Annotated in this window: 12 protein-coding genes; 2 read left to right on the plus strand and 10 right to left on the minus strand. The window is 61.1% G+C overall.

Features of this window, described 5'->3' with window-relative positions:
* Positions 1 to 33: 33 nt before the first annotated feature.
* The 10 genes from atzF to FZ934_RS06690 are packed head-to-tail and all read right to left on the minus strand — an operon-like array spanning position 34 to position 10,449.
* A complete protein-coding gene (atzF, locus tag FZ934_RS06645; RefSeq protein WP_153270419.1) occupies positions 34 to 1,863 on the minus strand; it encodes an allophanate hydrolase in 1,830 nt (609 codons plus the stop codon).
* Positions 1,860 to 2,213, minus strand: coding sequence for a cupin domain-containing protein (locus tag FZ934_RS06650; protein ID WP_113362957.1), 354 nt, complete (start codon positions 2,211 to 2,213; stop codon positions 1,860 to 1,862). The genes atzF and FZ934_RS06650 overlap by 4 nt, the downstream gene beginning before the upstream one ends.
* A complete protein-coding gene (locus FZ934_RS06655) occupies positions 2,206 to 2,874 on the minus strand; it encodes a cysteine hydrolase family protein (protein WP_153270420.1) in 669 nt (222 codons plus the stop codon). The genes FZ934_RS06650 and FZ934_RS06655 overlap by 8 nt, the downstream gene beginning before the upstream one ends.
* Positions 2,874 to 4,424: an ABC transporter ATP-binding protein gene (locus tag FZ934_RS06660; protein ID WP_153270421.1), complete on the minus strand. Its 1,551-nt coding sequence runs from the start codon at positions 4,422 to 4,424 to the stop codon at positions 2,874 to 2,876. Before FZ934_RS06660 ends, FZ934_RS06655 begins: the two co-directional genes overlap by 1 nt.
* Before the next feature lies 1 nt (position 4,425).
* A complete protein-coding gene (locus tag FZ934_RS06665; RefSeq protein WP_153270422.1) occupies positions 4,426 to 5,478 on the minus strand; it encodes a ring-opening amidohydrolase in 1,053 nt (350 codons plus the stop codon).
* Positions 5,478 to 6,179, minus strand: coding sequence for a biuret amidohydrolase (biuH, locus tag FZ934_RS06670; protein ID WP_153270423.1), 702 nt, complete (start codon positions 6,177 to 6,179; stop codon positions 5,478 to 5,480). The genes FZ934_RS06665 and biuH overlap by 1 nt, the downstream gene beginning before the upstream one ends.
* Positions 6,180 to 6,190: 11 nt before the next feature.
* A complete protein-coding gene (locus FZ934_RS06675; protein WP_153270424.1) occupies positions 6,191 to 7,207 on the minus strand; it encodes a formamidase in 1,017 nt (338 codons plus the stop codon).
* 42 nt (positions 7,208 to 7,249) lie between these two features.
* Positions 7,250 to 8,176 carry an ABC transporter permease gene (locus FZ934_RS06680; protein WP_153270425.1) on the minus strand — a complete coding sequence of 309 codons (927 nt, stop codon included), beginning with the start codon at positions 8,174 to 8,176 and terminating at the stop codon, positions 7,250 to 7,252.
* Positions 8,176 to 9,306 (minus strand): ABC transporter permease, encoded by a 1,131-nt coding sequence (locus tag FZ934_RS06685; RefSeq protein WP_153270426.1) that lies wholly within the window; start codon positions 9,304 to 9,306, stop codon positions 8,176 to 8,178. The genes FZ934_RS06680 and FZ934_RS06685 overlap by 1 nt, the downstream gene beginning before the upstream one ends.
* 18 nt (positions 9,307 to 9,324) lie before the next feature.
* Positions 9,325 to 10,449: a BMP family ABC transporter substrate-binding protein gene (locus FZ934_RS06690; protein ID WP_153270427.1), complete on the minus strand. Its 1,125-nt coding sequence runs from the start codon at positions 10,447 to 10,449 to the stop codon at positions 9,325 to 9,327.
* Between the two features lie 312 nt (positions 10,450 to 10,761).
* Here FZ934_RS06690 and FZ934_RS06695 point away from each other — a divergent pair, with 312 nt between their 5' ends.
* Both FZ934_RS06695 and FZ934_RS06700 read left to right on the plus strand, forming a co-directional pair.
* Positions 10,762 to 11,439, plus strand: a complete 678-nt coding sequence (locus FZ934_RS06695) for a GntR family transcriptional regulator (RefSeq protein WP_153270428.1) — start codon at positions 10,762 to 10,764, stop codon at positions 11,437 to 11,439.
* 215 nt (positions 11,440 to 11,654) lie between these two features.
* Complete coding sequence (locus FZ934_RS06700) at positions 11,655 to 12,656, plus strand: IS30 family transposase (protein ID WP_153270429.1); 1,002 nt, start codon at positions 11,655 to 11,657, stop codon at positions 12,654 to 12,656.
* Positions 12,657 to 12,724: the final 68 nt, after the last annotated feature.

Raw genomic sequence — 12,724 nt, forward strand, 5'->3', positions numbered from 1 at the left:
CCAGCGATCAGGCCTCTTCACATTTTTCCGACATCAGCTGGCGCTTCGCGCTCTCTGATCGCGTTGAGCGGCTACAAAGCTGCGCCAGCCGCCGTATTCGGTGATATCGATCGCCCCGATGATCGCCGCCGGCTCCACCAGAAAGCCTTTTACCACGGTTCCATCTGACAACGAGATCGAACCGATCCCAAGAGGCGAAGGTATACCTGCCACGAATTGCCCGAAGGCAGCCGGTGTCAGTCGCCAGACTTCAACGTCGATATGACCGCCTTCGCCGGCTTCGACACGGATCATACCGGGCTTCGCCGGCACCTGACCGGCAAGCGCGAAGAGCCGGTAGGCATCCGATGTCTGCGCCTCTCGCGAAAATACTGCATCAAAGTCACGCAATTGCACATTCAACTGCATGCCGGAAAGGTGCGCACCGACGACCACGAGGTCGATCATGCCATCCGGGGAAGCCGTCGCCGTTATGGTCGGCGTCGGGGGCAAGGCCCAGCTGGTCGCTCCGAGTCCAACGCCGGCCGTCTGGTGGATCTCGCGCGCCAGCGCTGCCGTCAAACCATCCCGGCCTGATGGCGCCAGAAGCGTTACGCTTGCCGGCAGTCCGTCACCGCGTTTGCCCGTCGGTACGGCGATGCCGCACATATCGAGTAGATTGACGAAATTGGTATAGGTCCCAAGCCGCGAGTTCTCGCGGATCGGCTCGGCGGCAAGCTCAGCCATGCTGTAGTGTCTCGGGGCTGTCGGCACGCAGAAGAGATCGACGGAGTCGATGATCGGCTGTACCGCACGCTTCAGCGCTTGCAGGGCGTAGAAGCCGTTGAAGGCGTCAGCCGCACTGAGTGTCTTCGCGCCACCATAGATCTTGCGGGTAACCGGATGGAAGCTTTCCTCGTTGCTGTCGAAGAAGGCCTTCACCGCGGCGTAGCGCTCGGCCACCCAGGCACCCTCATAGAGCAGGTTTGCCACCTTGTAAAAATCGCCAAACGGTACTTCGACGACGCGATGGCCGAGCGCTGTCAGCATCCCGAGGGCGTCTTCGTACGACGCTTCCATGCTGGCGTCGCCAAAGAACTGGCGATCCGGCTTGGCGGGGACGCCGATCGTCAAGACCGGTGGAAGCGGACCGTAGCCGGTGGCGGTCATGTCCTTCGAGTAGGCATCCGCTGCATCGTAACGCGCGGTCGTGTTGAAGACGCGCCACGCGTCGTCAACCGTCAGGGCAAATATCGAGACACAATCGAGCGTGCGGCAGGCGGGTATAACGCCGGTTGTCGAAAGCGCGCCGACGCTCGGCTTTAGACCGACGATATTGTTAAGCCCCGCCGGAATGCGACCGGAACCTGCCGTATCCGTCCCGAGCGCGAAGCTGACGATCCCTTGCGCGGTGGCGACAGCCGAGCCGGAACTGGAGCCGCCGGGCACCAGACTGGCGTCAATGGCATTGCGAGGGATCGGGTAGGGCGAGCGGACGCCGACGAGGCCGGTGGCAAACTGGTCGAGGTTGGTCTTGCCGATGACAAGCGCGCCGGCCTCCTTGAGCAGACGAACGACGGTCGCATCGGCTGTGGGCATATAGGAATAGTCAGGGCAGGCCGCCGTCGTTGGCATGCCCGCTACGTCGATGTTGTCCTTCACGGCGAACGGGATGCCCCAAAGCGGCTTGGCGTTTGCGTCAAACGGACCCAGCGCATCCGCCTGGGTGAGCAGTGCCTCACGTTCCGCGAGGTGAAGAAAAATGCCGGGATCGTTGACCTCTGCCAGCCGCGCGAACACACGATCAATGATCGCGTGAACGGTTCCGCCGCCACTGTAGAATGCGTGCAGTGATGTGATGTCGAAAGCCGGTGCGCCGGTCATGCTATTTCCTCTTCCAGTATCTTCACGGGCCGATCCCATTGGATCAGCACAACGCAGCCGGTATCACTCCAGACAGAGTGTTCGGTTCCGGCCGCATTGACGATGTAGCTGCCGCGACCGTAATCGCCGGCTTCGTCGGATTGGGTGCCTTCCAGGACCAGAATGGTCTCCAGCCCTTCGTGGCGGTGGCGTGGTACGGAGGCGCCGGCCTCGTATTTCAAAAGGGCCACTCCGGGTTGATCACCCTGGAAGGGCTGGATCCAATGGATCGTCACCTCTTCACGAAACGGAGAAAAAGTCAGGTCTTTCCAGCCACCTAGCGTCAGAAGCTCGCGTGTCGTCTCAGGCATGACCGATCACCTCCAATATGTCGTCCACATGTGCAGTCCACCCAACGATCGCGCCTTGGGCGCGGATCATAGCGATGGCGGCATCCTTGAATTCGGGAAAATAGCTCTCGGTGGCCTCTTCCGCGAGCAGGCACTCATAGCCACGGTCATTGGCCTCCCGCATCGTTGTCTGCACGCAGACCTCCGTCGTGACGCCTGCGAACACCAGCTGCGTGATGCCTTTTTCCTTCAGAACGTCGCCAAGTTCAGTGGCGTAGAAGGCGCCTTTCCCGGGTTTCTCGATGACGATCTCACCATCGATGGGCGCAAGTTCAGGCAAAATCGCCGTGCCCGGCTCGCCCGCGATGAGGATCCGCCCCATCGGTCCATCGTCGCCGATGCGCAGGCTCGGCTTGCCGCGATTGCGCTTGGCAGGTGGAAGATCGGAAAGATCCGGCTTGTGGCATTCCATGGTGTGAATGACGGGCAATCCTGCATCGCGGAACCCCTGGATCAAGCGCTTGACGTCGGGCACGATTTTCGTGATGCGCCCGACATCATTGCCGAGGCTGGCGCCGAAGCCGCCGGGTTCGGCGAAGTCGCGCTGCATGTCGATGACGACAAGTGCCAGCTCACCTGGCTTCGCCGGAAAGGCGAAAGGTTGCGCTTTGATCTCCGCCATCAATGATGCCCCGCCATGTGAGAACCGATAACGGCAATATCCGCCGCGAGCGCAGGCGTCTCGTAAACCAGTTTGCCCTCCGAGATCACCATGATCCGGTCGGACATCTCCAGCAGTTCGTCGAGATCCTCCGACAGCAGCAGCACGGCGGCGCCCGAATTGCGCGCCCGCATGATCCGAGCCCGGATCTCTGCCACGGCGGAAAAATCGAGGCCGAAGCAGGGGTTGGACACGATCAGCAGATCGACCTCGCCGGTGAGCTCTCGCGCCAGAACCGCCCGCTGCACATTGCCGCCGGAGAGTGCTGCGATCGGCGAGGAGGACGATGCCGTCTTGACCTTGAAATCGGCGATCAGGTCGGTGGCACGTTTGCGCATCTTGCCCTTGCTGAGCCAGATCGCATCCTTGCCGTCGGCTTTCAGGTCGAAGGTGCGGAAGGCGAGGTTTTCGCTGACTGTCATCTTCGGCGCACAGGCGTTCTGCAGCGGCTCCTCGGGGATGAAGCGCACATTGTTGCGACGCGTTTCCGGTCGCGTCGCGCCATAAATCCCGCCATTGACCTCAACCGTCCCCGCATTCGTCGGCCGCTGGCCGGCGAGGATCTCGGTCAGTTCCTTCTGGCCATTGCCCGAAATGCCGGCAATGCCGACTATCTCACCGGATCGCACCGTCAGGCTGTCGATTTCGATCGTCTTCAGCCCGGACCGATCCGGCGCCTTCACCTTCTCGACCTTGAGAACCGGCTTGGCGGCCGAGGAGACCGGCACGCGCGTGTCTAGTTCGGCAAGCTTCACGTCGCCAATCATCATCGCCGCCATGTCTGATGTCGAGAGTTCGCCCACCTTGCCTGATCCCACCAGCTTACCGCGCCGGAGGATCGAGACAGCGTCCGCGAACTTGGTCACTTCGTGAAACTTGTGCGAGATCATCAGGACAGTCAGTTCACCACGTTGGGTCATGCCGCGCACCAGCCCGAGCATCTCGTCGGCCTCGGCAGGCGTCAGCACCGAGGTCGGCTCGTCGAGCACGAGGAAGGAGCGGCCGAGATAGAGCTGCTTGACGATCTCGAGCTTCTGCTTCTCGCCGGCGGCCAGCTCGCTCACCGGCCTGTCGAGCGGGATTTTGAACGGCATCCGCTCCATGAAGGCGGCGAGGTCCTTGCGCTCCTTGGCCCAGTTGATGATGTGAGGCACTTCCGCGCGGCTGATCACGAGGTTCTCGGCACCAGTCAGCGACGGCACCAGCGTGAAGTGCTGGTAGACCATGCCGAGTCCATAGGTCGCAGCATCCCTGGGCGAGGTGACCGCCACCTCACGGCCATCCACCGAGAGCGAGCCCGAGGTCTGGTGGTAAAAGCCCATGATGCATTTCACCAGCGTCGACTTGCCGGCGCCGTTTTCGCCGAGCAGCGCGTGAAAAGTCCCCGCCGGGATATCGATCGAGACATTGTCGAGCGCCGTGAAGCTGCCGAAGCGCATGGTCATGCCGATGGTCTGGATGCCGACGGCCTTGCCGGCCTGCGGGAGAGGGGTATCGCGGACGATGCTCACGTCAGGTCTCCTTTTCGACGATGATTGCGACGGGCCCGCCACCAGGCGGCCCCTGATGCTCGGCGCCACCCGAGACGTAGAGATCGGTCATCCCGAACACGCCACCAAGCACGCCGCCGACAAAGGCGCGGGCATGGCGCGTGCCGGATATGTCGGAATCGCCGAGCATGGTGTGCCGGTTGCCGCGCACCTGGCCGCTCGGGTCAGGTTCCGCCTTGGCAAGCACGGCCGCAAGCTTGCCCTCGGGCAGCCGCGCATAGGCCGCCTTCACCGACTGCACATCGATTGCGTCCCGCATGACAGCATGGTCGATCTGGAAAGGACCGGACCACCTGGAACTCATGCCGAGCACGACGATCTCGTGATCCAGCAACTCGACGCCTGCCGACGCCGACGCACAGCGCGAATAAAGTTCATGCCGCGTGCCGATATCGCCATCGGTGATCTCGTCCACATCGATCTCGCCCAGCGCCACCGCAACCCCGAGCGCCGACGCGCCGCGCGAAAGCCCCATGGATTTCAGCGTATCACGGGTGGCGACCGTCTTGCCGGACGCTTCCACCTTGGCGATCCGTTGCGTGGTCAGCAGCGGGCACTTGATCTGCACGAAATGCACGTCCGCCATATCCCCGATCCCGGCATCCCGGATCGCGGCCCTCACGGCATCGGCCACCATCAGCACCTGTGGCCGGCGCCCGAGATCATGCGAGGGCAGGGCAGGCGTCCGTGCCGCCCCGATCGCCAGAGCCCGCGTTGCCGGCGCATCGGTCTCCTCGCGGGCAAACACCGTCCAATGCGGTGACAGCGCCCCTTCGGTGCCGCCGGACATGACGATCGACACGCCCTCGACACCATGCTTGCGAAACAGCGTTTTGAAGCTTGATGTCGCGTAACCGCGGGTGAAATCGTTGACGCAGCCGTTGCCCTCGGTCTTGCCGAGGATGGCGACCACATTCTGTGGCTTCAGGCCGGCGGCAAACAAGGCCGCGACGCCCGAGACATCATCCGGCCCCTCGGCCGGCACGCGAAACACATGGGCACGCATCGATGGCATCAGACGAGCGCCTCGACCAAAGCCTTGGAATTGGAAACGGAGCCGAACACGCCGCCCTGCATCTTCACCATATGGATGGCGGCGAGGTGGTTGTTGTAGTCGGTGGCGCCGCAGCAATCCTCCAGCAGCAGGCATTCGAAACCGCGATCATTGGCCTCGCGCATGGTGGTGGAGACGCAGACATCCGTGGTGATCCCCGTGAGGATGATGTTTTCAATGCGCTTCTGGTTGAGGATCAGTTCGAGATCCGTGGCGCAGAACGAGCCCTTGCCCGGCTTGTCGATGATCACCTCGCCGTCGAGCGGATAAAGCTCCGGAATGATGTCCCAGCCCGGCTCGCCGCGCACGAGAATGCGGCCGCAGGGCCCGGCGTCGCCAATGCCGGCGCCGATCCGCTGCGAGCGCCAGCGCTTGTTGGCGGGCAGGTCGGCAAGATCAGGCCGATGGCCCTCGCGGGTGTGGATGATGTGGTAGCCCTTGGCGCGCATTTCAGTAAGCACCGCCTTGATCGGCTCGATCGGCGCCTGCACCAACGCCAGGTCGTAGCCCATGTGATCGACATAGCCGCCCTTGCCGCAAAAGTCGGTCTGCATGTCGATGATGATGAGGGCGGTATTGTCGGGCCTGAGCGCCCCGTTATAGGGCCAGGGGTAGGGATCGGCCTTGACGTAATGCTCTTTTGCCTGGGTCATCATGTCCATCGTCCGTCTCCTTATTCGCCCGCAAGCTTGAATGTTTCGCCATAGCGCCTCGCCGGCTTGTCGAAGCCACAGGAAGTGCCGTCGGTGATCTTGATGTCGGCTTCCCAGGGCAGTCGGTACTTGCCCGCGATCAGGTCGTGCATGTAGCTGTAGGGCGCATCGCCTGCGCCGCCGGCGACCGCGACGTAGCCGCGATGGCCGAACTGGTAGATGTTGTTCTCCACACCCCATCCGAGACGCGCCTCGCGCACCAGGTCCGGCCGGACCTCCGCGGTGATGATCTCGTTGACGCGCCCGGATGTGCCATGCGCAATGATCGAGCCATCGAAATTGCAGATCATGCCTTCGCCCATACTGTCGAAGGTGCCATCTGAGCCGCACATGCACACGCTCGCCGTGACCATGAGGTTGCAGAAGGCATTGGACTGGTTTGTGAATTTCCAGCTGTCGCGGATCGGCGCGGTATAACCAGCCGTGCGGATCATGATCTCGGCGCCCTTGTAGGCACATTCCCGCGCCATCTCGGGGAACATGCCGTCATGGCAGATGATCAGCGCCAGCTTGGCGCCTTTCGGGCCATCGATGACGGGGATGCCGAAATTGCCCGGCTCCCACGGCTCGACCGGAACCCAGGGGTGCATCTTGCGATAATAGATTTTCAGTTCGCCCGCATCGTCGATGACGATGCCGGAATTATAGGGCATGCCATCAGGGTTGAACTCCATGATCGAGAAGCAGCCCCAGATCCGGTTGTCCAGACAGGCTTTCTTGAAGGCTGCGACCTCCGGCCCATCCAGCCGGCACATGATGTCGGGATTGATGTCCATCGACAGGCCGTGCAACGCATATTCAGGGAAGACCACAAGGTCCATGCCCGGCTGGTTGCGCCGCGCCTTGCCGACGAGATCGACGATCCCCTGCGTCTGCCGCACCAGATCCTCCTTGGTGACGGTAACAGGAAGCTGCAGTTGGACGAGGCCGATACCGACACCGTGTTCCGATTTGTTGAGGCCGCCGAGACCGTTCATGGCAAAACCCTTATTTCGAGCAATAATTACTTGGTGAGTGGCTTATTTCGTAACTGACAGGGCCCCTGGCGCACCAGCGAGTGAGCGGGTAGGCGAGGAGGTGGCGATCAGGATGGCAAGCGTCAGCACGTAGGGTGCAGCATAAAACAGGTAATATCCTTGGGTGACGCCGACCGATTGCAGGGCAGGGCCGAGCGCGCCGGCGCCGCCGAAGAGCAGGGCGGCCAGAAAGCAGCCGATCGGGTTCCATCGCGCAAAGATCACGAGTGCGACCGCCATCAGGCCCTGTCCGGAAGAAATTCCTTCATTCCAGGAGCCCGGATAGTAGAGCGAGAGATAGGCACCACCGACTGCCGCCAGCGACCCACCCGCCGCCGTGGCAAGCAGGCGAATGCGGTCCGGATCGATGCCCATGGCACGCGCAGCATCCGTGCTGTCGCCGACGACGCGCAGGATGAGGCCGACGCGGGTATTCTTGAATGCCCACCACAGCGCCACCGCCAGCAGCGCGCCGATCAAGAAGAGCACATTGATGTTCAACGCCGCCTGCACCTGCGGCAGGCTCGACCAGCCGCCGAGCGGGATCGAGGGCAGATGCGGCGCCACCGGCTTGATGAAGGGCTTGCCGAGGAAGAAGGCCATCCCCAGGCCGAACTGCATCATGGCGATGCCGATCGCGATGTCGTTGACCTTCGGCCACTTGCAGATCCAGCCGTGCACGAGGCCGAAGACGGCGCCCGTTCCCATGGCCGCGAGTACGCCGAGCCAAGCCGAGCCGCTCATGACGGCCACCGCGTAGGCCGTCATCGCGCCGAACACCAGCGTTCCCTCGAGCCCGAGATTGATGCGACCCGATCGCTCCGTGATCGTCTCGCCGAGGCTGACGAAGATGAAGGGCGTGGAGACCCTGATGGCGCCGGCGAGGATTGCCAGCGGTACACCCCATATGCCGATACCGCTCTCGTCCATCACGGGTTCCTCTTCCAAAGGTCGGGGTTGAAGATCTTGAAGCGGCCGTAGAAGGTTTCGAACAGCAGGATGACGACGAACAGCGTCCCCTGCAGCACCAGCACGGTCGCATCCGGCAGGCCCATGCGCCGCTGGATCAACCCGCCCGAGGCATCGATGCCACCAAGCAGGATGGCGACGGGAATGATCGCCAGCGGATTGTGTCGCGCCAGGAACGCGACGAGGATGCCCGTGTAGCCATAGCCGGCCGCCAGTGAGGCATTTGCACTGCCCTGGACGGCGGCGACCTCGATCATCCCGGCAAGACCGGCAAAGCTGCCAGCGATGGCCGTGAAGCCGACGATCAGGCGACCAACCGGCAGTCCCTGGATTTGTGCGGCGCGAACATTGCCGCCGGCGATACGCGCCGCAAAGCCGTAGCTCGTGACTTCGATCAGCACCCACGAGACGATGCAGGCGACGATACCGATGGCGAGCCCCCAATGCACGTCCATGCCGGGTATTTTGCCGAGCATGTAGTCGGCGGGCAGGGGGGCTGTGGAGGGTTTGTTCAGACTTGCCGGATCGCGCAACGGTCCTTCGACGAACTGGTTCATCAGCGCGATAGCGATGTAGGCGAGCAGCAGCGAGGAGATGGTCTCGTTGACGCCGCGGTAGTGGCGAAGGAAACCGGCCAGCCCGATCCAGATGCCGCCGACGATCATCGCCGCCGCTGCCATCACAAGCAGAACGAGGAGGGCAGGTAGCGTTCCGACGAACGGCAACGCCACTGCCGCGGCCGCGACACCACCCAGCACCACCGCGCCCTCGCCGCCGATGATGACCAGCCCCAGGCGGGCAGGCAGAGCAACGCAAAGCGCTGTCAGAAGCAGCGGGGCGGCCCGGCTGAGGCTGTTCTGGATCGAGAACCAGCTGCCGAAGCCGCCCGTGTACATCAGTTGGAACAAGGTAATCGGCGATTTGCCGATCACCACGATGAATACCGAGAAGAGCGCCAGCCCGATCAGGATCGCGCCGAAGCTGATGGCAACAGGTTCCGCGCGTCGCGCGACCCACTCGAGGATGGGCCTGAACGCGGACGATGGTTCGGAAGCCATGCCTATGGCGGAGGTGTTTGCCTCGACTGTCATGACGCTTCTCCCCCTGGCTCAGGCCGTGGATCCGACGACGCCTTCCACCAGGTAGGCCATGCTCTCGAGCTCGACGGCATCTTCGGCATAGCTCTTGTCAGCCGTTACGACGACGTTGCCCTTGTTGTCCTTGATCGGTCCCTTGAAGACCGAGAACTTGCCGCTCATCATCTCGGCAAGGGTGGCATCGAACTTAGTCCGTCCCTCGGCCGGCACAGCAGGTCCGAGCGGGCTCATCTTGACGAAGCCGTCCTTGAGGCCGCCGCGCACGAAATTGCCGAGCTTTTCGCCGGCTTGCGCTCTCTTGACGAAGTCGCTGTAGACATTGCCCCAGGCCCATTCGGCGCCAGTCAGGTATTTTTCAGGTGCCAGCGGGCTCTGGTTGGCATGATAGCCGCAGACGAAGGCACCGCGGCCAGCTGCTGTTTCGACAACAACCTTCGGGCTGTCGACATGGCAGGTGATCACATCGGCACCCTGGTCGATCAGCGCATTCGTCGCTTCGGCTTCCTTGACGGCAAGCGACCATTCGCCCGTAAAGATGACCTGGCAGGTAATCGTCGGATCGACCGAGCGCGCGCCGAGCAGAAAGGCGTTGATGTTCTGCAGCACCTGCGGGATGGGCTTGGCGGCGACGAAGCCGATTTTCTTGCTCTTCGACGTATAGCCGGCCGCGACACCATTCAGATATTGACCCTGGAAGATGTAGCCGAAATACGAACCGGTGTTCGCGGGGTTCTTGCCTTCCTGCCAGAGACCGCCGCAATGACGGAACTGGATATCAGGATACTTTGCAGCCATCGCCAGCATATGCGGGTCGAAGTAGCCGAACGACGTCGGGAAGATCAGCGTGGCGCCATCGAGGTTGATCATCGACTCCATCGTCTTCTGGACATCGACGGTTTCGGGAACATTTTCTTCTTCGACGATCGTGATGCCCGGCAGGGCCTTCAGCGAGGCTGCACCTTCGGCATGTGCCTGGTTGTAGCCGTAGTCGTCCTTAGGGCCGACGTAAATGAAGCCCACCGTCAGCGCGGTCTGGGCGAGGGCGCGGCCACTCAGCAAGCCAGGCGTCATGGCGAGCGCTCCGGCTGCGGAAGCCTGGAGGAAATGGCGTCGGTTCATGGAAAGGAGTTTGGTCATCGGAATGCTCCTTGCGGCTACGGCCGGTTCGAAAAAACGTTGCGTAAAAGTGTATGCAACGACCGTGCCAGACTTTATGTTATTGATTTTATGCAATAAAAATATTCGATAAACATGCGCTGAACAAACTGCATGCAGTTTCGACAGATAAATGGTCGAAAAGTAATCAGAGGATGATATTTGAGCAAATGTCGATTTCGACCAGGTTTCCATAGTTGTAAAACGCGCCTGAAACCCACGAAAAAGACGAAACTATTTGACTTTTCGGGGCATCGAACGAATCTGTATGCAATCTAGGGAAATCAGCTAAACGTGAATCAGCTCAAGCGCAGACAAGTGGTAAGGGCCGGCACGACCGTTGAACAAATGGTCCGCGCGGTAGCTGATATGATCGTGACGGGAGCATTGCTGCCGGGCGAAAAACTGGACGAAATTTCGCTGGCGGGGCGTTTCGAAGTGTCTCGAACGCCCGTGCGTGAAGCGTTGAGGGAGCTCGGTGCGATGGGCTTGGTCGATCGCGAACCGAACCGCAGCGCGACCGTCGCCAATGTGACGGAAGCCTATCTTCATTCGATGTTCGAGGCCATGTCAGAACTCGAGGCGATTTGCGCGCGGCTATCAGCTGAACGCATGACCATCGATGAAAGACGCGCACTGGAGTTTTCGCATCGCGGTTCGGCAAAGCTCGTTCACGCCGGCGCCGACGACGAATACGCGGCGCACAACACCGAGTTTCACTCGCGGCTGTATCGCGGCGCGCATAATGATCACATCTACGAGATGGTGACCCAGACCCGCGCGCGGCTGGCACCGTTTCGTCGCGCGCAGTTCCGCTTGCCGGGCCGCCTGGCAAAATCCTATGACGAGCACGACGTGATCGTGACGGCTATCATGCGCGGCGATGCAGTGGCGGCTGGACAGGCGGCCTATGCGCATGTTGCGATTGTTAGTGACGCAAGCATCGTCTTCGCGACCGTCAAGGGACAGTAAGGTTATCGTCCATCATCAGAGACGGTTGGTAACGCTTTGAAAGAGAAAAGCTTTTATATAGCGTCAAGATCATCGGGCCGAAGCTGCCGACTGGTTGAAATTAATTCTTCTGTTCCATAATCTATCTTATACGATCTTTGGGTGGGTAGGGGTACATTCTATTTCCAAGTGCGACATGCCAGTAATTTCAATGGCTTCACTTTGGAGATTTTGGCATGTATCGATGCTATACGCAGATCACCCTTGCCGATCGCCGGCGTCTTCATCATCTGGTGGCGGCAAAGGTTCCGGTCAACGAGATGGCGCGTCAGCTTGGCCGTCATCGCTCGACCATTTACCGCGAGATCAAGCGCAACACGTTTCATGACCGTGAGCTGTCAGACTGGGACGGATACTACAGCACGGTGGCTCACGACATCTCCAGGGACCGTCGGAGCCGATTGAGAAAGCTGCGGCGCCATCCAGCTTTACGCAAGCAGATCATCAAGCAGTTGGAGGCGCGCTGGTCCCCGGAACAGATCGCCGGACGTTTGCTGTCGGACGGGCTCAGTCGCATTCGCGTGTGCAAAGAGACGATTTACCGCTTCATCTACAGCAAGGAAGATTACGAGCTTGGTCTTTATCAGTATCTCTCTGAGGCCCGCCGTAAACGTCGTCCAATGCGTTCCAGGAAGCCGCGCGACGGCGCGTTTCCCGCTAGCCACCGGATATCCCAAAGACCTGATTTCATTGGAGATAGATCGATGTTTGGCCATTGGGAGGGAGACCTCCTCATCTTCGAACGCCCACTCGGCCATGCCAATGTCACCACGCTCGTGGAGCGCAAGAGCCGCTACACCGTTCTCATCAAGAACCCGAGCCGGCACACGAGGCCAATCATGGACAAGATCATCAGCGCGTTTTCGCCATTGCCGGCGTTCGCGCGTCAGAGCTTCACATTTGATCGGGGTACCGAGTTTGCCGGGTTCAGGGCTCTGGAAGACGGGATTGGCGCGAGGAGCTGGTTTTGCGACCCAAGTGCGCCATGGCAGAAAGGGACGGTCGAGAACGCAAACAAGCGCATTCGACGCTACTTGCCCGGCACCACAGATCTCGCCACAGTATCCCAACGCGACCTTCTCCAGCTCACACGCCACCTCAATGATCAGCCGCGTAAATGCCTCGGATACATGACGCCGGCTGAGGCATTCATGGCACATTTGCAGGATGGGGCGTGATCCCCTACCCTGAAGCGCAGGCATGATGCACTTGGGTTAGCTTTTCCTGATGGAAGCGGTGCGCTGGT

Source organism: Rhizobium grahamii (assembly GCF_009498215.1).
Taxonomy (GTDB): Bacteria; Pseudomonadota; Alphaproteobacteria; order Rhizobiales; family Rhizobiaceae; genus Rhizobium; species Rhizobium grahamii_A.